20 protein-coding genes are annotated in these 23,805 nt (G+C 71.5%); 5 read left to right on the forward strand and 15 right to left on the reverse strand.

What is annotated here, in order from left to right:
- The 4 genes from STRAU_RS09895 to nsdA form a co-directional block, all read right to left on the reverse strand.
- A partial coding sequence (locus tag STRAU_RS09895; protein WP_037658482.1) for a [protein-PII] uridylyltransferase family protein occupies positions 1–905 on the reverse strand: 905 nt, incomplete at its 3' end.
- Between the two features lie 30 nt (positions 906–935).
- Positions 936–1,274: a P-II family nitrogen regulator gene (locus tag STRAU_RS09900; protein WP_016640138.1), complete on the reverse strand. Its 339-nt coding sequence runs from the start codon at positions 1,272–1,274 to the stop codon at positions 936–938.
- Positions 1,271–2,635, reverse strand: coding sequence for an ammonium transporter (locus STRAU_RS09905; RefSeq protein WP_037658484.1), 1,365 nt, complete (start codon positions 2,633–2,635; stop codon positions 1,271–1,273). Before STRAU_RS09905 ends, STRAU_RS09900 begins: the two co-directional genes overlap by 4 nt.
- A gap of 335 nt (positions 2,636–2,970) precedes the next feature.
- On the reverse strand, positions 2,971–4,452 hold the full coding sequence (nsdA, locus tag STRAU_RS09910) for a transcriptional repressor NsdA (RefSeq protein ID WP_037658486.1): 1,482 nt from the start codon (positions 4,450–4,452) through the stop codon (positions 2,971–2,973).
- 681 nt (positions 4,453–5,133) lie between these two features.
- On the opposite strand from nsdA, the gene STRAU_RS09915 reads away from it, so the two are divergent.
- A complete protein-coding gene (locus STRAU_RS09915; protein WP_016640142.1) occupies positions 5,134–5,829 on the forward strand; it encodes a bifunctional DNA primase/polymerase in 696 nt (231 codons plus the stop codon).
- 125 nt (positions 5,830–5,954) lie between these two features.
- Here the strand turns inward: STRAU_RS09915 and ftsY are convergent, their stop codons facing one another.
- The gene (ftsY, locus tag STRAU_RS09920; protein ID WP_016640143.1) at positions 5,955–7,178 is read right to left on the reverse strand and encodes a signal recognition particle-docking protein FtsY; all 1,224 of its coding nucleotides are present in this window, start codon (positions 7,176–7,178) and stop codon (positions 5,955–5,957) included.
- Between the two features lie 226 nt (positions 7,179–7,404).
- Here ftsY and STRAU_RS09925 point away from each other — a divergent pair, with 226 nt between their 5' ends.
- Together STRAU_RS09925 and STRAU_RS09930 are read left to right on the forward strand one after the other, a co-directional pair.
- Positions 7,405–8,865, forward strand: a complete 1,461-nt coding sequence (locus STRAU_RS09925; protein WP_016640144.1) for a purine-cytosine permease family protein — start codon at positions 7,405–7,407, stop codon at positions 8,863–8,865.
- 89 nt (positions 8,866–8,954) lie between these two features.
- Positions 8,955–9,938, forward strand: a complete 984-nt coding sequence (locus STRAU_RS09930; protein ID WP_037658489.1) for an LLM class flavin-dependent oxidoreductase — start codon at positions 8,955–8,957, stop codon at positions 9,936–9,938.
- Between the two features lie 57 nt (positions 9,939–9,995).
- Here the strand turns inward: STRAU_RS09930 and STRAU_RS09935 are convergent, their stop codons facing one another.
- From STRAU_RS09935 to STRAU_RS09950, 4 genes are all read right to left on the reverse strand, one after another.
- Positions 9,996–11,423 carry a sugar porter family MFS transporter gene (locus tag STRAU_RS09935; protein WP_016640146.1) on the reverse strand — a complete coding sequence of 476 codons (1,428 nt, stop codon included), beginning with the start codon at positions 11,421–11,423 and terminating at the stop codon, positions 9,996–9,998.
- Positions 11,424–11,654: 231 nt separating this feature from the next.
- Entirely contained in the window at positions 11,655–15,287 is a 3,633-nt protein-coding gene (gene smc, locus STRAU_RS09940; protein WP_016640147.1) for a chromosome segregation protein SMC, read from the reverse strand.
- Between the two features lie 256 nt (positions 15,288–15,543).
- Positions 15,544–15,747, reverse strand: a complete 204-nt coding sequence (locus STRAU_RS09945; protein ID WP_016640148.1) for a hypothetical protein — start codon at positions 15,745–15,747, stop codon at positions 15,544–15,546.
- Positions 15,748–16,143: 396 nt separating this feature from the next.
- The gene (locus tag STRAU_RS09950) at positions 16,144–16,425 is read right to left on the reverse strand and encodes an acylphosphatase (protein ID WP_016640149.1); all 282 of its coding nucleotides are present in this window, start codon (positions 16,423–16,425) and stop codon (positions 16,144–16,146) included.
- A 160-nt stretch (positions 16,426–16,585) separates the two neighbouring features.
- Between STRAU_RS09950 and STRAU_RS09955 the strand changes: the two genes are divergently transcribed.
- Positions 16,586–17,743: a CAP domain-containing protein gene (locus STRAU_RS09955; protein ID WP_016640150.1), complete on the forward strand. Its 1,158-nt coding sequence runs from the start codon at positions 16,586–16,588 to the stop codon at positions 17,741–17,743.
- A 21-nt stretch (positions 17,744–17,764) separates the two neighbouring features.
- On the opposite strand, the gene STRAU_RS09960 is transcribed toward STRAU_RS09955, so the two are convergent.
- On the reverse strand, positions 17,765–18,358 hold the full coding sequence (locus STRAU_RS09960) for a flavodoxin family protein (RefSeq protein ID WP_016640152.1): 594 nt from the start codon (positions 18,356–18,358) through the stop codon (positions 17,765–17,767).
- Between the two features lie 170 nt (positions 18,359–18,528).
- On the opposite strand from STRAU_RS09960, the gene STRAU_RS09965 reads away from it, so the two are divergent.
- On the forward strand, positions 18,529–18,939 hold the full coding sequence (locus STRAU_RS09965) for a winged helix-turn-helix transcriptional regulator (protein WP_016640153.1): 411 nt from the start codon (positions 18,529–18,531) through the stop codon (positions 18,937–18,939).
- On the opposite strand, the gene mutM is transcribed toward STRAU_RS09965, so the two are convergent.
- From mutM to STRAU_RS09990, 5 genes are all read right to left on the reverse strand, one after another.
- Positions 18,915–19,787 carry a bifunctional DNA-formamidopyrimidine glycosylase/DNA-(apurinic or apyrimidinic site) lyase gene (gene mutM / locus STRAU_RS09970; RefSeq protein ID WP_016640154.1) on the reverse strand — a complete coding sequence of 291 codons (873 nt, stop codon included), beginning with the start codon at positions 19,785–19,787 and terminating at the stop codon, positions 18,915–18,917. The genes STRAU_RS09965 and mutM overlap by 25 nt on opposite strands.
- A 98-nt stretch (positions 19,788–19,885) precedes the next feature.
- Positions 19,886–22,423: a tetratricopeptide repeat protein gene (locus tag STRAU_RS09975; protein ID WP_016640155.1), complete on the reverse strand. Its 2,538-nt coding sequence runs from the start codon at positions 22,421–22,423 to the stop codon at positions 19,886–19,888.
- An 89-nt stretch (positions 22,424–22,512) separates the two neighbouring features.
- Positions 22,513–23,355 carry a ribonuclease III gene (rnc, locus tag STRAU_RS09980; RefSeq protein WP_078621111.1) on the reverse strand — a complete coding sequence of 281 codons (843 nt, stop codon included), beginning with the start codon at positions 23,353–23,355 and terminating at the stop codon, positions 22,513–22,515.
- 7 nt (positions 23,356–23,362) lie between these two features.
- Positions 23,363–23,536: a 50S ribosomal protein L32 gene (gene rpmF, locus STRAU_RS09985; RefSeq protein WP_030361955.1), complete on the reverse strand. Its 174-nt coding sequence runs from the start codon at positions 23,534–23,536 to the stop codon at positions 23,363–23,365.
- 2 nt (positions 23,537–23,538) lie between these two features.
- On the reverse strand, positions 23,539–23,805 hold a 267-nt coding region (locus tag STRAU_RS09990), incomplete at its 5' end, for a YceD family protein (RefSeq protein ID WP_037658492.1).

Genomic DNA, 23,805 nt, shown 5'->3' on the forward strand with positions numbered 1-23,805 from the left:
GACACGCGCCCGACCTCGCGCCAGGTCACGTCGCCGGCGTACGCGATGGTGCGGGCCGCCTCGTACACCTGCCGCAGCAGGGTGTCGGCGTCGAGCAGGCCGAGTTCGGCGGCGACCTGGTCCTGTTCCTGGAGGGTGAGCCGGTCGGTGGCGCGGCCGGTGGCCAGGTGCAGCGCGTCGCGTACGTCGAGCAGGGCGCGGCGGGCCTCGGCCAGGCCCTCGCGGGGCGCGTCCGCGAGCCAGGAGGCGGCGACGGCCCGCAGCGCGGTGGCGTCCCGCAGCCCGCCCCGCGCCTCCTTCAGGTCGGGTTCGAGGAGGTGGCTCAACTCGCCCTGGCGCGCGGCCCGTTCCTCGCACAGCTCGCGCAGCTCGGGCAGCCGCTTGGGCGCCTGGTTGCGCCAGTCGGCGAGGACGGAGGTGCGCATCGCGGCGGTGAGCCCCAGATCACCGGCGATGTGCCGCGCGTCGAGCAGGCCGAGCTGCACCTTCAGGTCGTCGGCCGCCGTCTTGCGGGCCTCGCCGGGGGTGCGTACGGAGTGGTCGAGTGCGAGGCCGAGGTCCCAGACGGGGTACCAGATGCGGTCCGCGAGGGAGGCGATCGCGGCGGCGTCCGCGCCGCCGTCGTGGAGCAGCAGCAGGTCGAGGTCGCTGCGCGGCGAGAGTTCGCCGCGGCCGTAGCCGCCGACGGCGATCAGTGAGACGCCGCGCAGTTCGCCGGGTCCCGCGCCCACGTCGGTGACGCCGGCGCCGAAGAGGCCGGTCAGCCATCCGTCCGTGAGCTCGGCGAGGGCCGAACGCCGCGGCGGCCCGGACCGCGCCTCCTCCTGCAGGAGGCGCAGCCGGGCCGCCGCGTAGCCGCTGGGTCCGGAGTCTTCCGTTTCGTTCCGTACTTCGACGCTCGTCACCCAGTGGCTCCTTTTTCTGTGGGACACGTCCTACAGGGCGTCGGGCCCGCGCTCGCCGGTCCGCACCCGGACCGCCGTGTCGACGGGGACGCTCCACACCTTGCCGTCACCGATCTTGCCGGTGCGGGCCGCCTTGACCACGACTTCGACGAGTTGTTCGGCGTCCTCGTCCTCGACGAGCACCTCGATGCGGATCTTCGGTACGAGATCGACGGTGTACTCGGCGCCGCGGTAGACCTCGGTGTGGCCGCGCTGCCGGCCGTAGCCGCTGGCCTCGGTGACGGTCAGCCCCTGGACCCCGAATGCCTGGAGGGCGTCCTTGATCTCGTCGAGCCGGTGCGGCTTGACGACCGCGGTGATGAGCTTCATGCGTCCACCTTCTTGTTCTTCTGCGCCGACTGGGCAGTCTCCTGGAGCGGGCCCGGCGCCGCGGTCGCGGTGCGCGGTGCAGAGCCGCCGCCCGCGCCGCTGAAGTCGTACGCGGTCTCGGCGTGCTGGACCTGGTCGATGCCGCCGACCTCCTCGTCCTCGTCGACCCGCATCCCGATCGTCTTGTCGATCAGGAAGGCGAGCACGGCGGAGGCGACGAGCGAGTACCCGAAGACGGCGCCGACACCGGCGGCCTGCTTGCCCAGTTGCTCGAGGCCACCACCGTAGAAGAGGCCCTCGGCCTTCGACTGTCCGCCGCCGGTGGCGAAGAGGCCGACAAGGAGGGAGCCGACGACGCCGCCGACCAGGTGGACGCCGACCACGTCGAGGGAGTCGTCGTAGCCGAACTTGAACTTCAGGCCGACGGCCAGGGCGCACAGCAGGCCGGCGACGGCGCCGATGGCGATCGCGCCGAGCGGGGAGCAGGAGCCGCCGGACGGGGTGATGGCGACGAGGCCCGCGACCGCGCCGGAGGCGGCGCCGAGCGTGGTGAACGCGCCGTGCCGGATCTTCTCGTACGTGAGCCAGGCGAGCATCGCGGCGGCGGTGGCGATCTGTGTGTTGAGGAACATCAGCGCGCCGACGCCGTCGTCGTTGCCGAGCCAGGAGCCGGCGTTGAACCCGAACCAGCCGAACCACAGCAGGCCGGCGCCGAGCATCACCAGGGGCAGGCTGTGCGGGCGCATCGGGTCCTTCTTGAAGCCGACGCGCTTGCCGATGACCAGGATCACGCCGAGGGCGGCGGCACCGGCGTTGATGTGCACGGCCGTACCGCCGGCGAAGTCGATCACGCCGAGCTCGAAGGCCCAGCCGCCGGTCCCCCACACCCAGTGCGCGACCGGGAAGTACACAATCGTCGCCCAGAGCGCGACGAACAGGGCCCACGCGGTGAACTTCACGCGGTCCGCGAGCGCGCCGCTGATCAGGGCGGGCGTGATGATCGCGAACATCAGCTGGAACACGGCGAAGACGTAGACCGGGATGGTGTACCCGTCCCACAGCTGGTTGAGGCCGATTCCGCCGAGGCCGACGTAGTCGCTCTCCCAGCCGAAGAGGCTGCCGTGGTCGGTGCCGAAGGCGACGGAGAAGCCGTAGAGCACCCACAGGATGGTGACGATGCCCAGGCTGATGAAGCTCATCATCAGCATGTTCAGGGTGCTCTTGACGCGGACCATGCCTCCGTAGAAGAAGGCGAGGCCGGGCGTCATGAGCATCACCAGGGCGGAACAGATCAGCATGAACCCGGTGTTCGCGGCAGACATCTGCGGGGTGTCTGCGGCAAGCGTGATGCCTGGGGGCATCGGCGTCTCCTCGTCGTCGGATACGGCCCGTGCGGGCTTCAGCCTCTGCGGTGCGAGGACGGTGGGCCGGTTATGCGGCACGAGGTTGGCGCAGCGCGGTTTCGGTCAGTGCTGCTCGATGTTTCGCGGCAGTGACGAAGGGGGCGCGCGTGTTACGCGTGGATGAACCGCGCGTCACCGGGGGCTGAGGGAACATACCCTCGCGAACCGGCCGCGGCGGCCATCCGATGACCTGGCATGGGGGGAGCCGAGTCGGGCTGTCGGGATGGGCCGGCCGCGGCCGGAGTGTGTGCGCGGTCCCCCGCTCTCGGGCACCGCGCGGCGTGCGGGGAACCTCAGACGGCCTCCGCGGTTTCCGGCATGTCGACGGCGAGCTGGTCGGTGAGCCGGACCACTTCCGCCACGTCTCCGAAGTCCCGCAGGGCGTTGTCGACGGTCTTGCGCAGCCGGGTGTTGACCCGCTCGGAGCGCACCTTCTTGGCGATGTCCAGGGCTTCGCCCGCGAGCACCGTGCTCTGCTCGGGCTCGTTCTGGAGCAGGTGCACGGTGGCCATGCCGATCAGGTTCAGTGCGTACGAACGCTGGTGCTCGGGGTCTTTGCCGAAGAGCTCGACGGCGCGGCCCATGACGGGCTCGGCCAGCGAGGCGTACGTGGGGCTGCGGCCGGCCACGTACGCCAGGTCGCGGAAGGAGTGGGCGTTCTCGCCGTTCAGCTCGGCCTCGGAGAAGAAGCGGATCCAGTCGGGCTCGGGCTCGTCCCAGTCGTCGGCGTCGGCGAAGGTGTCCTCGGCCATGCGGACGGCCCGCTTGCAGCGGCCGGGCTGGCCCATGCCGGCGTACGCGCGGGCCTCCATCGCATACAGCATCGACTGGGTGCGGGGGCTGGCGCAGTCCCGGCTGCCGTACTGCGCGAGGTGGATCAGTTCGAGGGCGTCGTCGGGGCGGCCGAGGTGGATCATCTGGCGGCTCATGCTGGACAGCACGTACGAACCGAGGGGTTTCTCGCCGGCTTCTTTGGCGGCGTGCAGCGCGAGCACGAAGTACTTCTGGGCGGTGGGTTGGAGTCCTACGTCGTAGCTCATCCAGCCGGCCAGTTCGGCGAGTTCGCCGGCGACTTTGAACAGGCGCTTCGCGGTGGCTTCGGGCTGGGGTTCCTGGAGCAGGTCGGTCACTTCGTGCAGCTGGCCGACGACGGCCTTGCGGCGCAGTCCGCCACCGCACTGGGCGTCCCACTGGCGGAACATCACCGTCGTGGACTCCAGGAGGTCCAGCTCGGGTTTGGAGAGGCGGCCGGGGCGGCGCGGGGCGAGCTGCTGCGGCTCGGGCTCGCTCGCCGCCGGCGCGGAGGGGCCGGGCACGAGCCAGCGCTGCATGGGCTCGATGAGGGAGGGGCCCGCGGAGAGGGCGAGCGAGGTGCCGAGGAAGCCGCGCCGCGCGAGCATCAGGTCGCTGCGGTTGAACTCGCTGATGAGCGCGACCGTCTGGGGGCCCGTCCAGGGCAGGTCGACGCCGGAGACGGACGGGGACTGGTGGGCGGCGCGCAGGCCGAGGTCCTCGACGGCGACGACGCAGCCGAAGCGCTCGGAGAACAGCTCGGAGAGGATGCGCGGGATGGGCTCGCGCGGGTTCTCGCCGTCCAGCCAGCGGCGGACGCGCGAGGTGTCCGTGGAGATGTGGTGCGCGCCCAACTGGCGTGCCCTGCGGTTCACTTGGCGGGCCAGCTCGCCCTTCGACCAGCCGCTGCGCACGAACCAGGAACCGAGCATCTCATTGGGGCGCTTCTCAGCGTTCACACCGCTTCCGCTACTGCCGCCCACTGGAACGCCCCCATCCCTCAAGCCACTTGTTCGCGGTCCACGTCAAGCCCTAACAGAATGCCGCGTGTTGCGGCGCTCCGTCCGGAGAATGTCACCCTTCGAACGGGAAACCGACTTGCCTCCGGCATACCCGCGGGTGCGCGAGCCTCCGGGGCATGCACTGAACGTAATCCTACGATCACCGCTCCGGCGAGGGAGAACACAGAAACGCCACCATTCGCCACCCCTTCGAATGAACTCCCGGCCCGCAGCACGCGATTCACTTGACACACGACAACCGCGACCAACCGCGACCAACCAAAAGTGGGCGGAGCGAAGCACGCAGGGGCGCGGGCCACGGAGCGCGCCACCCGCAATGCCTCCGGGCGCCGGCATCACCTGACGGCGGAAGACGGCGAAAGTCGGCGAGAGTCGGCTTGAGACGTGCACAACGCACCTCGGGGCAGGGAGTCACGATCCGATTCCGTCACGTAACCACCGCACACGCGACCCGTTGGAGGGGGCATGGGCTTCACGATCGGCGGCATCCGGGGGACCAAAGAGCCCCGGGCCGGTGTCCGGGGAACGAAGGAAACTGACGGCGGGACGCACGGAACCAAAGAAGACGGAACCAAAGAGGGCAGGACCAAAGAGGGCAGCGCCAAAGTCGGCAGCTCCAAAGTCGGCAGCTCCAACGACGGCGTGACCGACAAGGACGGCGGGGCGAAAGCGACGCGCGCGGCCAAGGAGGCGAAGGAGCCGAGGGAGTCACGAGCCGCGTCCCGTCGGCGCTGCCGCGCCAACGCGTCGGAGTGCACGGCCGTCGCCGAGTACACGGGGCTGTGGGGCTGGGCCGCGGTGCCCGGCGCGCGCGCCCAGGACGGCCGCTGCTCCTGCGGCCGGGCCGACTGCCCGGCCCCCGGCGCCCACCCGCTGGACTTCGCCCCGGAGGTGCCCGCGGGTGCCACGCTCGACGAAGTGACCGACGCCTGGGCGCAGTTCCCCGGCGCGGCGGTGATGCTGCCCGTCGGCCGGGCCTTCGACGTCATCGAGGTGGCCGAGACCGCGGGACGCCACGCGCTGGTGCGGCTCGAACGGATGGGCCTGCCGCTCGGCCCGGTGGCGGCCACGCCGGACGGCCGCACGCACTTCTTCGTCGCCCCCGGGGCCGCCGCCGAACTCCCCCAGCTGCTCTACCGCATGGGCTGGGACGACGCCGCCCTCGACCTGGGCGCCCTCGGCCCCGGCACGCACATCACCGCGCCACCGTCCGACCGCGGCGGCCTAGGCCCGGTCCGCTGGCTGCGCTTCCCGGACCCGGACTCCGTGACGGGCCCGCCGCACGCCCGCCTCGTCCTCGGCACACTGGCTTACGTCGCCCATCGGTCACCTGCGTGACGCGCCCCCCGCGCGCGGGGACCGCCTGACAAGGCGCGGGACCACATGACGAAGTGCCCCGCTCCCGGCTGCACCCGGGAGCGGGGCACTTCTCTTGGGCGACCGCGCCGCGGCCGTCACGCGCGTCAGTCCCCGATCAGCGCGTCCACAAACGCTTCGGGCTCGAACGGCGCGAGGTCGTCCGCGCCCTCGCCGAGCCCGACGAGCTTGACCGGCACGCCCAGCTCGCGCTGGACGGCGACCACGATGCCGCCCTTGGCGGTGCCGTCGAGCTTGGTGAGGACGATGCCGGTGATGTCGACGACCTCGGCGAAGACGCGAGCCTGGACCAGGCCGTTCTGGCCGGTCGTGGCATCCAGGACGAGCAGCACCTCGTCCAGCGGGGCGTGCTTCTCGACGACGCGCTTGACCTTGCCGAGCTCGTCCATCAGGCCGGTCTTGGTGTGCAGCCGGCCGGCGGTGTCGATGAGGACGACGTCGGCGCCCTCGGCGATGCCTTCCTTGACGGCGTCGAAGGCGATCGACGCCGGGTCGCCGCCCTCGGGCCCGCGGACCGTGCGGGCGCCGACGCGCTCGCCCCAGGTCTGCAGCTGATCGGCGGCGGCGGCGCGGAAGGTGTCGGCGGCGCCGAGGACGACCGAGCGGCCGTCGGCCACCAGGACGCGGGCGAGCTTGCCGGTGGTGGTGGTCTTGCCGGTGCCGTTCACGCCGACGACCATCACGATGCCCGGGGTCTCCAGGCCGGACTCCGTCTTCACGACGCGGTCGAAGTCGGTGCCGACGAGGTGCAGGAGCTCCTCGCGCAGCAGGGCGCGCAGCTCGTCGGGCGTGCGCGTGCCGAGCACCCGGACGCGCTCGCGCAGCCGCTCGACCAGCTCCTGGGTGGGGGCGACGCCGACGTCGGCGGTCAGGAGCGTGTCCTCGATCTCCTCCCACGTGTCCTCGTCCAGGTGCTCGCGCGACAGGAGCGTGAGCAGGCCCTTGCCGAGGGCGTTCTGGGAGCGCGAGAGGCGGGCGCGCAGGCGCACCATGCGGCCCGCGGTGGGTTCGGGGGTCTCGATCTCGGGAGCCGGGGGCGCCGCGGGCGGCTCCTCCGTGACGACGGGGGCGGACGCCGAGGGCTCGGCGACCGGCAGATCGACTTCCTCGATCGTGCGGCGCGCCTCGTCGCGCGGCGTCTCGGCCTCGTCGCCGACGTGCGGCTCGGCGGGCGGGGCGGTGATGGTGGGGGCAGCGGAGGGGGCCTTCGCCTCGGGCAGCCGCTTCTTCTTGCGGCTGCCGACGACGAGCCCGCCGATCGCACCGACCACGACCACGGCGATGACTACAGCAAGGATGACGATTTCCATAACTCACCCAGTATCAGTCATGGGCCTCTCAGGCAGCGCTCTTGTGTTTTCCTCCAAAGGACATAGGCCACTAGCCGACATTACTCGGACTAAAGTACGATGGAAGAGGCTGCGTCAACGCGCGTAGAGTCCCCTCTGATTCATGAGCTGCTCCCCCAGCTCAACTCCCCCACCGGCCGGCGACGACGTCGACGCAAGCCGAGCGAGAGGCACGGAACCACCCCTCATGAGCACCACCGCCGAAACGGCCGAACACGAAGGCGCCCTGGAGACCCGCGGGTTGGAGCCCGTGCCCGACTCCGAGCGCCACGGCAGGACCCGTGAGCTGTTCCCCACGTGGGTGGCCGCCAACATCAGCGTCCTGCTCCTGACGATGGGCGCGGGCCTGATCGTCTCGAACGGGCTGAACTTCTGGCAGGTCCTGGTCGTCGCCCTCGTCTCCCCGGTGCTGAGCTACGGCCTCGTGGGCCTCGTCTCCATCGCGGGCAAGCGCGGCGGCTCGCCGGGCATGACGCTCTCGCGGGCGGTCTTCGGCCAGCGCGGCAACCTCTTCCCCGGCTCGCTGATCTGGGTCGCGCGCTGGGGCTGGGAGACGATCAACGCGGTCACGGGCGCGTACGCGATCCTCACCGTGCTCGACATCTGCTTCGGGGTGAAGGCGAACACCGCCCTGAAGGTCGTGACGCTGCTCCTCTTCGTCGCCGCCACCTTCCTGATCTCGGGCCTCGGCCGCAAGGTCCTGCACGTGTGCAGCCAGTGGTCGACGTATCTCTTCGGCGCGTTCAGCATCCTGGTCCTGGTCTATCTCCTGACGGACACCGACTGGTCCAAGGTCTTCGACCAGCCCGCGGGCTCCACCGCGATGATGATCGCGGGCATCGGCACCATCGCCGCGGGCGGCATCAGCTGGGTGCCCACGGGCCCGGACTTCACCCGCTATCTGCCGCGCACAGCCCCGAGCAAGCCGCTGGTCGGCCACGCCGTCGGCGGCGCCGCGATCGTCGTGGTCCCCATGGTCCTGATGGGCGCCGTCATGGCCGTCTCCACGCCGAGCCTGTCCTCGGCGCAGGACCCGGTCGCCTTCCTCGGCGACCTGCTGCCCAAGTGGATCGCCGTGCCGTATCTGATCATGGCCCTGATCGGCATGCTCCTGATCAACTCGATGTCGATGTACTCGGCGGGCTTCACCGCCATGACGCTCGGCATCAAGGTCCCGCGCGCGTGGGCGGTCAGCGTGAACGCGATCATCAGCCTGATCTTCGGCTATCTCCTGATGGTCGTGGCCACCAGCTTCATGGGCTCGTTCATCTCCTTCCTCACGCTGCTCGCGGTCGCCTTCTCCGCCTGGATCGGCGTCTTCGGCGTCGACATGTTCCGCAGGAAGACGTACGACGGCGAGGCACTGATGGACACCAAGCGCACCAGCGCGTACTGGTACCGGGCCGGCTTCGCCTGGCAGGCCATGACGGCCTGGGCGGTCGCGCTCGTCGTGGGCCTGCTCTTCACCAAGGTCGACTGGTTCAGCGGCCCGCTCGCCACCTCCTGGATCGGGCGCAACGGCCTCGGCTGGCTCGTCACGATCCTGGTCGCGGGCGTGCTGTACGCGCTCCTGCCGCGGCAGCCGCTCCCCGAGACGGCCACCACGGCCGAGGCGCCCGAGCCGGCCAAGGCCGCCGCCAGGGCGTAGGCGCCCCAACTCGCCACCCGCCCCTGGCCATCTGACGAAGCGTCAGCTAACGTCCCCCTTCGCCGCACCCGGTGAAGGGGGACGTCTCCATGCCCGTCACAGTCGTACGTTTCAACCTCGTCGATCCCGCGGCCACGCCCGACACGCTCAGCGCCCGCTACCGGGCCGCCCTGGAGATGGCCGCGTACGCCGACGACCGCGGCGTGTCCACGATCCAGACCGAGGAGCACCACGGCGCCGCCAACAACTGGCTGCCCTCGCCGCTCGCCTTCGCGGGAGCGGTGTTCGGGGCGACACGGAAGATCGCGGTGACCGTCTCGGCGGTCATCGGGCCGCTGCACGATCCGCTGCGTCTGGCCGAGGACGTCGCCGTACTGGACCTGCTGAGCGGCGGCCGGCTCGTCACGGTCGCCGGCATCGGCTACCGGCCCGAGGAGTACGCGGCCTTCGGCGTCGAGTGGACGCTGCGCGGGAGACTCCAGGACGAGCTCCTGGACACCCTCCTCAAGGCATGGACCGGCGAGGAGTTCACCCACCGCGGCCGCACCGTCCGCGTCACCCCGCGCCCGTACACCCGGCCGCACCCGCTGCTCCTGGTCGGCGGCTCCTCGAAGGCGGCGGCCCGCCGCGCGGCCCGGTTCGGCCTGCCGTTCTTCCCGAGCGCGCACCTGCCGGAGCTGGAGGCGTACTACGACGAGAAGCGCGCCGAGTACGGCACCGAGGGCTGGACGATGATGCCCGCCGCCGAGACCCCGCTGCTGCACCTCTCCGAAGACCCCGACCGCACCTGGGCCGAGCACGGCGAGCACTTCCTGCACGAGGCGCGCACCTATGCCTCCTGGCAGGACCCTCCAGGCAGGGGCATCCGCTCGGCGGTGCGCTCGGCCGCCACGACCGTCGAGGAACTGCGCGCCGAGGGCGTCTACCGCGTCCTGACGCCCGACGCGTGCGCGGCCCTCGCGGAGGGCGGCGCCCACCTCGTCCTGCATCCGCTCGTCGGCGGGATGCCGGTCGACGAGGGGTGGCGGAGCCTGCACCTGTTCGGCGAAAACGTACTGCCCCGGCTCAAGTGACCTCGCGGTCGTCGAGCCGGGGCAGCCTTCCTCAAGAGGAGAGGGGCAGCGGGGGGTTTAGCCCATCTCCTCCAGGGTCTTGCCCTTCGTCTCCTTGACGAACTTCATGACGAAGGGGATCGAGAGCGCCGCGAAGGCGCCGTAGATGATGTACGAGCCGGTCAGGCTCCACTCCGACATGCTCGGGAAGGTCTTGGTGATCGCGAAGTTGGCGAGCCACTGGGCGGAGGCCGCCACACCGAGCGCCGCCGCACGGATCTTGTTCGGGAAGATCTCGCCGAGCAGGACCCAGACCACCACGCCCCAGGAGAGCGCGAAGAAGAGCACGAAGGCGTTGGCGGCGACGATCGCGACCAGGCCCTGGCCGTGCGGCAGCGAGACGTCGTCACCGGATCCGGAGCGGTACGAGAACGCCCAGGCCATGGTGAACAGGGCGACGGCCATGCCGGCCGAGCCGACCAGGGCCAGCGGCTTGCGGCCGATCCGGTCGACGAAGATCATCGCGATGACCGTGCCGACGATGTTCACGATCGACGTCTCGAAGGAGTACAGGAACGAGCTGCTCGGGTCGTGGCCGATCGACTGCCAGAGCTGGTTCGAGTAGTAGAAGATCACGTTGATGCCGACGAGCTGCTGGAAGATCGACAGGAAGATGCCGATCCAGACGATCGGCAGGAAGCCGAACTTGCCGCCCAGCAGGTCCTTGAACGACGACTTGTGCTCGCGGCGCATGGCCAGCTCGATCTCGGCGGCGCGCGCGTCCACGTCCACGGCGCTGCCCTCGACGTCGGCGAGCACCTTCTTGGCCTCGGCCGCGCGGCCGACGGAGATGAGGAAGCGCGGGGACTCCGGGATCGCGAAGGACAGCAGGCCGTAGAGGATGGCCGGGACGACCATGACGCCGAGCATCCACTGCCAGGCTTCCAGGCCCCCCAGGTCGCCGCGCTGGTCGCCGTCCGCCATGTTCAGGATGCCCCAGTTGACGAGCTGGGAGACGGCGATGCCGACGACGATGGCGGCCTGCTGGAAGGAGGCGAGGCGGCCGCGGTAGGCGGGCGGCGCGACCTCGGCGATGTAGGCCGGGCCGATCACCGAGGCCATGCCGATGCCCAGGCCGCCGATGAAGCGCCACATCGTCAGGTCCCACGCGGCGAACGGCAGCGCGGAGCCGATGGCGCTGGCCGCGAAGAGGACCGAGGCGATCTGCATACAGCGGATGCGGCCGATGCGGTCGGCGATGCGCCCCGCGATGGCGGCGCCGACGGCGCAGCCGAGGAGGGCGGTCGCGATGATCCAGCCGAGGGTGTCGGCGTTGACGTCGAACCGGTCCTGGATGGCCACGGTCGCGCCGTTGATCACCGAACTGTCGTAGCCGAAGAGGAACCCGCCCATCGCGGCTGCCGCCGTGATGAAGATGACATGGCCGAGATGGTCCGGATGGGCCTCCCTGGCACCGGGCTGCGGCGGCTGCGCTGTGCTGGTCACGTGTTCTCCTCGGGCCACGGCTGCGTTGCCGGGGTGGGGGTGAGAGCTCTTCAAGTGGCGCACAACTTCACGCCGCCCACCACCTGAAGGTAAAAGCAACGTTGCAGAGACTATGCCTTCAAGTTGCGAAGTCAAGAGTTCGTTAACTGTGAATTTCGCGTGCACAAGACGTCACCCTGCGTTCAAGCCATGAACACAAGGTAGGCCGGATGAGTGAGCCGGGCGTAAGCCCTAGCGAAGCCGCTGGCTGATCACCTTGGAGACGCCGTCGCCCTGCATGGACACGCCGTACAGCGCGTCCGCGACCTCCATCGTCCGCTTCTGGTGCGTGATCACGATCAGCTGCGACGCCTCCTGCAGCTCCTGCATGATGCGGATGAGCCGCTGCAGGTTGGTGTCGTCGAGCGCCGCCTCGACCTCGTCCATCACATAGAACGGGCTGGGCCGCGCCTTGAAGATCGACACGAGCAGCGCCACGGCCGTCAGGGACCGCTCGCCGCCGGACAGCAGCGAGAGCCGCTTGACCTTCTTGCCGGGCGGCCGGGCCTCGACGTCGACGCCCGTGCTGAGCATGTTGTCGGGATCGGTCAGGATCAGCCGTCCCTCACCACCCGGGAAGAGCCTGCTGAAGACCCCTTCGAACTCCCGCGCCGTGTCCCGGTACGCCTCGGTGAAGACCTGCTCGACGCGCTCGTCGACCTCCTTCACCACCTGGAGGAGGTCCGCCCGCGTCTTCTTCAGGTCTTCCAGCTGCTCGCTGAGGAACTTGTGCCGTTCCTCCAGGGCGGCGAACTCCTCGAGCGCCAGCGGATTGACCTTTCCGAGCTGCTGGTACGCCCGTTCGGCTGACTTGAGGCGCTTCTCCTGCTCGCCGCGGACGTAGGGCACCGGCTTGTTGCGCGGATGTTCCGGGTCTTCGGGCAGTTCCTCGCCCTCGGCGGGGGGCGAGGGCGGCACGAGCTGGTCGGGCCCGTATTCGGAGACGAGCCCCGCGGGTTCCACACCGAGTTCCTCCAGCGCCTTGGTCTCCAGCTGCTCGATGCGCAGCCGCTTCTCCGCGCCGAGTACCTCGCCCCGGTGAACCGAATCCGTCAGCTTGTCCAGCTCCGCCTTGAGATCGCGCCCCTGGTTCCGCTCGGCGGCCAACTCCCGCTCCCGCACCTCCTTGGCGCGCTCGGCGGCCGTCCGCTCCTGGTCGGCGCGTACGAGGGAGACCTCGACGTGGGCGAGCAGCTGGCGCGCCCCGGAGGCGACCGCCTCGGCGACGGCCGCCTCGTGGCGCAGCCGGGCCCGGCGCTGTTCGGCACGCGCGCGTGCCTCGCGTTCGGCGCGGGCGGCCCGGTCGAGGGAGTCGGCGCGCCCGGCGAGCCCCTTCACCCGCTCCTCGTGCGTACGCACCTGGAGCCGGGCCTCCATCTCGGTCTGGCGGGCGTTGGCGCCGTCGGCGGCGAGCCGGTCGCGGGCGCCGGTGTCGGGCTCCTCCTCGACCGGCGCCTCCTCGGCGACGGCGAGCCGCTCGGCCAGCTCCTCGACCTCCAACCGGGCCTGCTCCAAGGCGTCCTGGGCCTTGGCGGCAGCAGCGGCGGACCGCTCGGCCTCACCGGCGGCGCCCCGGGCCTGCCCGGCGAGCGACCCGAGCCGCTGCGCCACGGACGACTTCTCCCGGTCGGCGGTGCGCCGCCGCTCCCCCAGCTCCTCGACCAGCGCGGCACACTCCTTGCGCCGCTCCCCGGCCCGCTCCTGAGCCTCCGCCAACTCCTCGCAGCGCACGCCTAGTTCGGTGAGCTCGGCCGCGGCCTCGTCGACGGATGCCTGCACTTCGAGGAGGCTGGGCGCCCCGGCGGACCCGCCCTGCGCGAAGTGCGCCCCGAGCAGGTCGCCCTCGGCGGTGACGGCGGTCAGCTCCGGGTGCGCGTACACCAGGTCCTCGGCGTCCTCCAGCGTCCCGACCACGACGACGCCCCGCAGCAGCCGCCGCACGGCGGGCATCAACTCGGCGGGCCCGCGCACGAGTTCGGCGGCACGGGGCGGCCCGGCCGCGGGCGATGGCGGGGGTACGTCACCGGAGGCATCGGAGGCGCTGGGAGCCCCCGAGGCACCGGCGTCACCGGAGGCCCCGTCCGCGGCGCCCCCGCCCCCGTCAGGCGCCCCCGCCAGCAGCAGCGCGGCCCGCCCCGCGTCCTGCTTGCGCAGCAGGCGGATCGCTTCTGCGGCCGAAGCGGGCGTCGTCACGGCGATGGCGTCCGCCGCCGCGCCGAACGCAGCCGCCACCGGCACCTCGAAGCCCGGTGCCACCGAGAGGAGTTCGGCGGCGGGGCCGAGCAGCCCGGCGAGCCGGTCCTTGGCGGCGAGCAGCGCGCCGGAGCCGTCCTTGCGGCGCAGACCGAGGGCGAGGGCGTCGTGCCGGGCGGCGAGGGCGGCCCGCTTCCGCTCGGCAGCGGTGGCCGCCTCGCGCGCGGCGGTCAGCTCGGCCTCGGCGTCCGCGAGGGCCCGGCGGGCCTCCTCGTGCCGTTCCCCGAGTTCCGCGTCACCCGCGTCGAGTCCGTCGACCTCGGCCTTGAGCTGTTCGTACTCCTCCCGCGCGGAGACCGCGCGCTCCTGCGCCTCGTCGCGGGCGACGGCGAGCCGGTCGATCTCGGCCTGCGCGGAGGCGGCCCGCGAGCGGGCCGCGTTGACCTGCCCGCCGAGCCGCGCGAGCCCTTCGCGCCGGTCGGCGATGGCCCGCGCCACGTCCTTCAGGCGCCGCTCCTCGGCGGCCAGTTCGCGCTCCAGGTCGGCGCGGTGCGCGACGGTGTCGTCGAGGGCGTGCTGCGCGGCTTCGAGGGCGGCTTCGAGCTCGGCCTCCTGCTCGCGGATGCGCGCGGCCTCGCGCTCCATGTCCTCGGGTTCGCGGCCGCGCCGCTCCTCGGCGGGCGCAGAGGACGCGCTCTTCACCCGGGCGTCGGCGAGCGAGATCGTGCCGCGCACGCGCTCGGCGAGCTGTGACAGCTCGTACCAGGTCTGCTGGGCCCGCTGCAGGCGCGGGCTGAGCCGCCGCACCTCGTCCTCCAGGGCCGCCTCGCGCTGGACGGCCGTCTTCAGCTCGGCCTCGGCGGCCTCCTTGCGCGCCTTGAGCGCGGCCTCGTCGGCGATCTCCGCGTTCAGGGCCTGACGCATCCGTACGAAGTCGTCGGCGAGCAGCCGCAGGCGGGCGTCGCGCAGGTCGGCCTGGATGACGGCGGCGCGTCGGGCGACGGCGGCCTGCCGGCCGAGGGGCTTGAGCTGGCGGCGCAGTTCGTCGGTGAGGTCCTGGACGCGCGCGAGGTTGGCCTGCATCGCGTCGAGCTTCCGCAGCGCCTTCTCCTTGCGCTTGCGGTGCTTGAGGACGCCCGCGGCCTCCTCGATGAAGGCGCGGCGGCCCATGGGGTCGGCGTGCAGCACGGAGTCGAGCTGGCCCTGGCCGACGATGACGTGCATCTCGCGGCCGATGCCGGAGTCGGAGAGCAGTTCCTGGATGTCGAGCAGGCGACACGTATCACCATTGATCTGGTACTCGCTGCCGCCGTTGCGGAACATGATCCGCGTGATGGTGACCTCGGCGTACTCGATCGGCAGGGCGCCGTCGGAATTGTCGATGGTGAGGGAGACCTCGGCGCGGCCGAGCGGGGGCCGGCCGGTCGTCCCGGCGAAGATGACGTCCTCCATCTTGCCGCCGCGCAACGACTTGGCGCCCTGTTCGCCCATGACCCAGCTCAGCGCGTCCACGACATTGGACTTGCCGGAGCCGTTCGGTCCGACGACGCAGGTGATGCCCGGTTCGAACTTCAGCGTCGTGGCCGACGCGAAGGATTTGAAACCACGCAGTGTCAGGGCCTTGAGGTGCACGCCGCGTGACTCTACCTTTCGCCGGGAGTTCACCGAGGAACGTGCGAGCAGTTTCACGGAGGAAGGTGCAGGGCACATCAGACGTAAGGCCCGCACGGGCACGGGGAGGACAAAGAAAGAAGGGACGCCGAAGCGTCCCTTGCGGATCTCTCGGATCTATTCGATCAAGCAGATCTCTCTGATCAGCGGCTTATCACGGGCAAGCCTGCCCACGCGTGGCAGGACGGTCCGTTGCCGGGCTCGGGGTGTGCGTGGGTCAGGTGAGCGCAGGCTCCGCCTGGGGTACGTCGATGCTCTCGAGGAGCGAGTCGTGAGAAGCGGCAGCCGCCAGCGCGTCGTTCTCGGCCTGGATCCTGACGAGCTCGGATTCCAGGTCCTGGACGCGCTGCTGGAGCCGTCGCATCTCGGCGAGGAGTCGCGGGTCGCTGCCGCCGACGTAACCGAGAAGCGCCTTTGCCATGATGGATGGTCCTCCACACTGAGTGACCGACCGAATCGGTGTGGGTCGTGAGGGAATCGCACCCGCGGTGCTTGGCACTCTTCTGTTTTCGCTGGGTGTTACTTGGCCGTTCTCACATGCCAAACAGCTAAGGTGCGCGGGGCTTCCAGAGTCTCACCAAAAAGTTTGACGGTCAACACGATCACGCCCCGTATTGACGGGCAACCCGGGGGCGCGCGGCGGTCGAACCTGCGGCGCTGCCTCGGCGGCGGGGCCCTGGGGGCGTCTAGATCATCCTTACTCGCGGAGCCTGCCACGGCAAGTGCTTCTTGGCAACCACCAGGTCTTTCCTGCCCCGGGCAGGTGCCGGAGCCACACGCGTCCGCACCCGGCGAGGGCCCCTGGAGCGGTGCCGGGTCAGCGAATCGCGAACGACTCGTAGCCGCCGCGGGGCGTGTCCCAGATCTCAGTCACACCGTCGACGCGGCCGGGTGTGTCGCCCTCGCGGAGCCACTCCAGGAGCTGCCCGCAGCTCGCGCGCGGCCCCTCGGCGACGACCTGGACGCGGCCGTCGTCGAGATTGAGAGCAAAACCACTCACCTCTCCGATCTCCAGCGCCTTGGCCCGCGTGAACCAGCGGAATCCCACTCCCTGTACACGGCCGCGCACCCAGGCGGTGAGCCGGACTTCTTCGTTCATAAGGTGCACGCTAACCGGCCAATTGCTCTGGGAGCACTTCGCCCCCTTGCGCCATCGCGTACAGTCGCGACTCGACGAGCCTCACCCGTATGGGCGAGTCACGTTGACCGTCAGGACGACGCCGGGGCCGATACCGGGCGTCAGGACGAAAGGCCAGAAGATGGGACGCCACCGACGCTCCGCCGCCGGCCGCGCCGCCACCGGCCGTGCCGATCATTCCCCCACTTCCGGCGCGTATTCCTCGTACTCGGCGTACTCCGAGAATTCCGAATACGCCGAGTACGCCGAGTATCCCGAGCACCCCGAGCAGTTCGTGGCTTATCCCGGCGCGTACGCCGATACGTCCGCGGACGCGTATGAGGGGTACGACGGGTACGCTCCCGCCGCCCCGCCCGAGAGCCCCCGGCGCGCGGCGTCGCACCGGCGCAGGCGTCGCGCCTCCGCGCCCGTGCGCACCGGGCTGCTCGGTGTGTCCGCGGCCGTCGCGATGGGCGCCGTCGCGGTCGCCTCCGGCCTGGTGCCCGGCGGTGACACCTACTCGCTGGGCGGTGGCGACGACCCCGGCTCCATCCGCTCGGCCAGTTCCCCGTCCGGGCTCGACGCGCAGGGCGGCGACGACGGCAGCGCCGAGCGCGGCCAGGCCACGCCCAGCCGCGGCACCGGCCGTGCCGACGCCCCGGCCCCGACGCCGTCGAAGCCCACCGGCGAGCCCTCGGCGAAGCCGTCCGACAAGCCCTCGGCCACGCCGTCGAAGCCGCAGCCCGGCACCGGCGACAAGGCGGGCGAGGACGAGCGCGACGGGAACCCGGGGAACTCCGGGAACCCCGACAAGGGGGACAAGGGCGCGGAGAAGGAGAAGCCGACGCCCGACCCGAGTCGTACGGAGTCGGAGTCCCAGAAGCCGAAGCCGCAGCCGACCGCCGAGAAGCCCGTGTCCGGCGAGAGCGCGGCCGAGGCCGAGGTGCTCACGCTGGTCAACCAGGAGCGGGCCAAGGCGGGCTGCCGACCGGTCCGCGCCGACGCCGGACTCGACGCGCTGGCCGGGGACTTCAGCGCCGACATGGCCGAGCGCGGCTTCTTCTCGCACACCGACCCGGACGGCGCGACACCGTGGGACCGCGCCGAGAAGGTCGGCATCACCGACCTGGGCGGCGAGAACATCGCCCGCGGCCAGGCCAACGCCCAGTCCGTCATGGACGCCTGGATGAACAGCCCCGGCCACCGCGCGAACATCCTCAACTGCGACTACCAGACCCTGGGCGTCGGCGCGCACTTCGCGCCGGGCGGCCCGTGGTGGACGCAGGACTTCGGCTTCTGAGCCGCTGACCGCCGGTCGGGCTCAGGCCGCGGCGACGGCGGCCCGGCCCGCCGCGACGATCCGGGCCGTCTCGGTGACGCGGCGGCCGAGGTGCTCGGCCGTGGCGATGTCCGCCTTGTGCACGGCCTCCGGGCCCTCGTCGGAGTTGGTCTGGGCGGCGGCGCCGGAGAAGAAGCCGAGGCGGTTGAGGTCGTTCTCGGAGCCCCCGGTGGAGTTCCAGCCGGGGAGCAGCCCGAGGCTGACCCAGTGCATGCCCTGCTGCGCGGCGAGCGTCTGGAAGTACTGCAGGGTGTGCAGCTTGTCGCCGCTCTTGGACGCGGAGTTGGTGAAGCCCGCGGCGAGCTTGTCCTGCCAGGCGCGGGTGAACCAGCGCTTCGACGATGCCTCCGCGAAGACGTGGAAGGCGCCCGAGGCGGTGCCCATGTAGGTGGGCGAGCCGAAGACGATGGCGTCCGCCGCGTCGAGCAGCTCCCACTCGGCTTCGGTGATCTCGTCGACCTTGATCAGGTGCGTGACGGCGCCGGCCTCCTCCGCCCCGGCGCGGACGGCTTCCGCGACGACGGTGGTGTGGCCGAATCCGGAGTGATAGGCGATGGCGACGACGGGGCTGGACATGAGGGACGTACTCCTTGGGTGGGGGCGGGGCAGCGGAGAACCGGCCGGGACGACCGGCTGGGCCGGTGCTCGGCGATGCTCGCCGATCGCTCGGCGATGACGAAAGGAAAGCACTAACTTCTGGTTAGTGCAACCCGCCAGTTAGCGCTGCGGGCGAGTACGCTGTGTGTATGGACTCCCTCGCAGACACCGAGAACGCCGCTGAAGCCGAGGCGGAGCTGGCGTACAACGTGTTCGCGCGCAGCTGCCCGTCGCGGTCCACGCTGGAGCACGTCACCGGGCGCTGGGGCGCGCTGACGCTCGGCGCGCTGCACGACGGCACGTTCCGGTTCAACGAGCTGCGCCGCCGGGTCGACGGCGTGAGCGAGAAGATGCTGTCGCAGACGCTGCACGCGCTGGAGCGCGACGGCCTGGTGCACCGGGACGCGCAGCCGACCAATCCGCCGCGCGTGGACTACCGGCTCACCCCGCTGGGACAGCAGATCGCCGAGCGCCTGCTGGCGCTCATCCACTTCGTGGAGGCCAGCCAGGACGACGTGAAGGCGGCCCAGCAGCGTTACGACGCCCTCGGCGGGCGCTGACAGCGCGGGCAGAAGTAGCTGGAGCGGTTCATCCAGGGGCGCCGCCGCATCGGGGTGCCGCAGCGCCGGCAGGGCTCGTCCTCACGCCCGTAGGCGTCCAGGGACCGGTCGAAGTAGCCCGACTCCCCGTTCACATTGACGTAGAGGCTGTCGAAGCTGGTGCCGCCGACGGAGAGGGCCGCGTTCATCACGTCCCGTACGTGGCCGAGGAGTTGGACCGTCCGGGGGCGGGTGAAGGTGGCCGTGGGGCGCTCGTAGTGCAGGCGGGCGCGCCACAGTGCCTCGTCGGCGTAGATGTTGCCGACGCCGCTGATGAGGGACTGGTTGAGCAGCGCGCGCTTGATGGTGGTGCGGCTCCGGCGCAGGGCCTGGTGGAAGGCTTCGTCGTCGAAGAGCGGGTCGAGCGGGTCGCGGGCGATGTGCGCGATGACGTCCGGCAGGCCGTCCGGGGTGTTCTCGTGCAGCGAGAGCCCGCCGAAGGTGCGCTGGTCGACGAAGCGCAGCTCGGTGCCGGGCGCGGCGTCGCCGGCCGCGTCCTCGAAGCGCACCCGGATCCTCAAGTGCTTCTCTTCCGGGGCCTGTTGGGTCTTGACCAGCAGCTGGCCGCTCATGCCCAGATGCGCCAGGACGGACGAGCCGCTGTCCGCCAGCGGCAGCCACAGGTACTTGCCGCGGCGCATGGGCGCACCGAAGGCGTGGCCCTTGAGGCGGTGTACGAAGTCGTCGGCGCCCGCGAGATGACGCCGGACGGCACGCGGGTGCAGGACCTCGACATCGGCGACGGTCCGGCCGCCGACCCAGCGCTCGAGCCCGCGCCGCACGACCTCGACCTCGGGCAGTTCGGGCACGGGGGTCCTCCGGACGGGTGCGGGGTGGTGGTACCGGCAGCGTATCTCCTGCCCGGCGCGCCGCGCCCACTCGTCCCCTTCCCTGCGCGACCCGCCCGTCAGCCCGCGCCGGGCCCGTCCCCGGAGACCGGCTCCGAGCCCGGCGCCTCGACGGCCACGCGGCCGTCGGCCGTGAGGCCGAAGCGCACGAGAGCCGCCGCCTCCCGGTCCTCGCCCTGCTCCTTGAGCAGGTCGTGCAGCTTCCAGGCGGCGCCCGCGTCGCCCCGGTCGACGCGGGCGCGCAGTGCGTCGACCAGGCCATGGTCCTTGAGGAAGTCCGCGAGACGGTGGGTCCAGTACGGCTCCCCGGAGTCGGCCAACTCCTCCAGGAACCGCACCGCACGATCCACCATCCCCCGTGCTGTCAGCCGCTCGGTCAACTCCCGCTCCAGGGAGGAGGATCCATGGCCGGAGGCCAGTCGCAGAGCCTCCTCGACGTCACCGGCGTCGAACAGACGCCGCGCCAGTTCCTCGATGGCCGGCCAGTCGCCGCTGCGGGCGCGCTCCCGCAGGTCGTCCAGGGCGGCGGCCCCACCCGAGCTCCCGTCGGCGTCCGCCGACAGCTTCGCCAGTGCGGCGGACGCGTACACCTCGCCGGCGTCCGCGAAGGGCGCGAGCAGCGCACGGGCCCGGGCGTCCGCACCCCGCGCGCGCAGCAGCTCGGCCGCCTTCACCGCGGACCTGCAGCAGCCCTCGTCCGCCCGCGTCAGCAGCTGGTCGAGGTCCCCGCGCCCGGCCAGCAGGTCGGCGAGGAAGTCGTCCACGTCCATGCTGCCCTGGTCGGCGAAGTCCCAGAGCAGATCGACGGCCTCGTCGGTGCGGCCCCGTTCGTGGAGCAGATCCGCGAGCTGGTGCGCGGCCCAGAAGTAGCCCTGCTCCTCGGTGAGTTCCCGCAGGCGCTCCTCGCGGCCCTCCTGTTTGAGGAGCTCGGTGAGGAACAGCACGGTGTCGTCGGGGGCGTCGGCCGGCTCCCGTTCCAGGACCAGCTCGAGGATGTCGATGGCCCGCTGGTCCTCGCCCTCGTCGCGCAGCAGCTCGGCCAGCCGGTACCAGGCGCCGAGGTCGTCCGGGTCCATGTGCTCCAGGAGGAGGGACATGGCCAGGCGCGGGTGGCCATACTCGATGACGTGGCCGATGGCGTAGTCGTTGCCCGCCTCGGCGAGGTCGAGCAGTTCCTCGAAGTCCCAGCCAGCCAGCAGCACCCGGTACAGGGCGGCGTGCGAGTCTTCCGACGCCTCGAGGCGGTCCGCCATCTCCTGGGCCGCGTCGGCGTCGCCCGTCCGCCGGTAGAGCTCGCCGAGGTCCCGCATGGCCCCCACGTCGCCCGCGTCGGCCGCCCGGCGCAACAGCGGCACCGCGGCGGCGAACCGCTGCCGCGCGACGGCGGCCGCGCCGGTACGGCGGGCGTCTGCCGTGTCGGTGAGGTGGCCCGCGCAAGCGTCCCAGAACGTCTGGGGCGGCGGCACCGCGCGGCGGGCGCGGCCGACGTACTGCACCAGGTAGTCCGCCACGCGGTAGCCGTCACGGTGGCCCATCTCCAGGCCCGCCGTGACCGGGACGAGGGGGGCGGTCGCACCGAGGAGCTGCCTCGTCGCGTACGCCAGGGCCGCCTCGAACCAGTCCTCCGGGGCGCCGCCCCGCTCGGCGGCCGTGCAGTAGCCGGGCACCGCGGCCCGCAACAACGCTGCGGGAAGCGGGGCCCGCGCGCCGAGCAGCGTCGCGTCGACGGCGGCGGTGAGCAGCCCGCGGGCGTACGGATCGGCGGACTCCCAGCGGTGCACCAGCTGCGGCGCACCCGCGATGACCTGGGTGAGTCCGAAGTCCGTCGACTCCAGGGCCGCCCGCAGCCGCGCGTCGTCCCCGGCTACGGCGTCCGCCCGCTCGCGTTCCGCGGCGGTAAAGCCCGCACCCACCTGCACCACGTCCGCGAGCTTGAGCAGTTCGCGTTCGCCGCGGTGCGGGTCGTCGTCCGCCTCGACGTCCTGTCGCGCGCCACCGCCCGGCACGTTTGGCGGGCCGGTGTAGGTGTCGTAGAGGTGCGGCCAGAGGGTGGCGACGACGAGGATCGAGCGGCCCGGCACGAGAAGTTCGCGCAGTACGGACGCGGTGAGGCCGTTGCTGCCGCCCAGGTGGTTCTGGAGCTCGTCAAGCCAGAGCACCAGTCGCTCTGGCGGGTCCGCGCACAGCTCCGTCAGCTGCCGGGTGTCGGCGGGCTGGAGCAGCGACCAGTCGGGCAGCCGGTCGCGCACCGCCTCGTACAGCGACCGTGTCTTACCGACCGAGGAGCTGCCGACGAGCAGCACGAACCGGCCGGCGGTCATCAGGTCCCGCAGCCCACCGCTCCCGGGTCCGTCCAGGTCCCGGGGCACATAGCCCGGCAGCGGCGCCGGATCCGAGCCGCGGAGGCGGATCGGCCGGTGCACCCCGAGCAGGAAGGGGTCGGCGTCACGCACCCGCACCGGCGTCGCCGGGGGCTGCCGCGCCGGGCTCCCGGCCCCGCCGACGACGGAGACGTCGCCGTGCACGGCACCGACCTGGAGGCTGTGCCCCCCGACGACGGCTCCTTCGAGCCGGTTTCCCCACGCATGGCCCACCACGGCCCCCCTCCGGCACTGCGACACGGTACGCCGAAGCGCCCGCTCGCGACCGTCGACCGGTCACGGGCGGGCGCCCAGCAAACGTGCCGTCAGGCAGACGCGGCATCCGGGGCAGGGGGAACCTCAGGGTCACCCTCGGCCTCAGAAACCGCAGAGGCAGCCGCCGCCGCCTCGGCGCGCGCGTCCGCCGCGGAGCGGATCGCGCGCCAAGCGGACTCGGCGGCCTGCTGCTCCGCTTCCTTCTTGCTGCGGCCGGTGCCGGTGCCGTACGAGACGCCTCCGACGCGGGCGGCAGCAGTAAAGGTCTTCTCGTGGTCCGGGCCGCTCTCCGTGACGAGATACTCGGGCACGCCGAGGTTCTCCGTCGCGGTGAGCTCCTGGAGACTGGTCTTCCAGTCCAGGCCCGCGCCGAGGTTCGAGGACTTCTCGATGAGCGGGTCGAAGAGCCGGTGCACCAGCTCGCTCGCCGCTTCCAGACCCCGGTCCAGATAGACCGCGCCGATCACCGCTTCCAGGGTGTCGGCGAGGATGGACGCCTTGTCCCGGCCGCCCGTGCCCTCTTCGCCCCGGCCGAGCCGGATGAAGGAGCCGAGGTCGAGCCCGCGGCCCACCTCCGCCAGCGCACGCGAGTTGACCACCGCGGCCCGCAGTTTGGCCAGTTGGCCTTCGGGCAGGTCGGGGTGGGTGCGGTACAGCGTGTCCGTGACCACGAGGCCGAGCACGGAGTCCCCGAGGAACTCAAGACGCTCGTTCGTGGGCAGGCCGCCGTTCTCGTACGCGTACGAACGGTGGGTGAGCGCACGCACCAGAAGGGCGGACTCGAGCTGATACCCGAGCCGCCCTTCCAGAAGCGTGTGGGACGAGGCCGCGTTGTTGCTGTCTGCCATCTTGGCGTCTTCCGCCTTCTTTGGGCTAGACACAGCGCCTCTCACCAGCCGCTCAGACCTCGAGGACCTGGCGCTTGTTGTAGGTGCCACAAGCGGGGCACGCGATGTGCTGCAGCTTGGGCTCCTGGCAACGCTCACACGAAACCAGGGTGGGGACCGCAGCCTTCCACTGCGACCGGCGGTGGCGCGTGTTGCTGCGCGACATCTTCCGCTTCGGAACAGCCACGGCTACTTCTCCTGCTTCTCGTCGGCGTGCGCTGATCGAGGCGCGCCGCCGCTCATCTCGTCCTTCTCGCCGTCCTGGATGGTGCCAGCGAGTCCTTGCAGTGCCGCCCAACGGATGTCGACGGCGTCATGGTGGTGGTCCGGGTCGTCCGCGAGCCGCACTCCGCACTCGGAGCACAGACCCTGACAGTCTTCCTGGCACACCGGCTGCATCGGCAGTGCGAGCACCACCGCATCACGCAGCACCGGCTCGAGGTCGAACATGCCGTC

Origin of the sequence: Streptomyces aurantiacus JA 4570 (genome assembly GCF_000414115.1) — a bacterium.
Classification (GTDB): domain Bacteria; phylum Actinomycetota; class Actinomycetes; order Streptomycetales; family Streptomycetaceae; genus Streptomyces; species Streptomyces aurantiacus_A.

Excerpts from the sequence above, each read along its gene's own strand:
- STRAU_RS09900 (WP_016640138.1), bottom strand. The coding sequence starts at position 1,274 with ATGAAGCTCATCACCGCGGTCGTCAAGCCGCACCGGCTCGACGAGATC.
- STRAU_RS09905 (WP_037658484.1), bottom strand. The coding sequence starts at position 2,635 with ATGCCCCCAGGCATCACGCTTGCCGCAGACACCCCGCAGATGTCTGCC.
- ftsY (WP_016640143.1), bottom strand. The coding sequence starts at position 7,178 with ATGGAAATCGTCATCCTTGCTGTAGTCATCGCCGTGGTCGTGGTCGGT.
- STRAU_RS09925 (WP_016640144.1), top strand. The coding sequence starts at position 7,405 with ATGAGCACCACCGCCGAAACGGCCGAACACGAAGGCGCCCTGGAGACC.
- STRAU_RS09930 (WP_037658489.1), top strand. The coding sequence starts at position 8,955 with ATGCCCGTCACAGTCGTACGTTTCAACCTCGTCGATCCCGCGGCCACG.
- STRAU_RS09945 (WP_016640148.1), bottom strand. The coding sequence starts at position 15,747 with ATGGCAAAGGCGCTTCTCGGTTACGTCGGCGGCAGCGACCCGCGACTC.
- STRAU_RS09950 (WP_016640149.1), bottom strand. The coding sequence starts at position 16,425 with ATGAACGAAGAAGTCCGGCTCACCGCCTGGGTGCGCGGCCGTGTACAG.
- STRAU_RS09955 (WP_016640150.1), top strand. The coding sequence starts at position 16,586 with ATGGGACGCCACCGACGCTCCGCCGCCGGCCGCGCCGCCACCGGCCGT.
- STRAU_RS09960 (WP_016640152.1), bottom strand. The coding sequence starts at position 18,358 with ATGTCCAGCCCCGTCGTCGCCATCGCCTATCACTCCGGATTCGGCCAC.
- STRAU_RS09965 (WP_016640153.1), top strand. The coding sequence starts at position 18,529 with ATGGACTCCCTCGCAGACACCGAGAACGCCGCTGAAGCCGAGGCGGAG.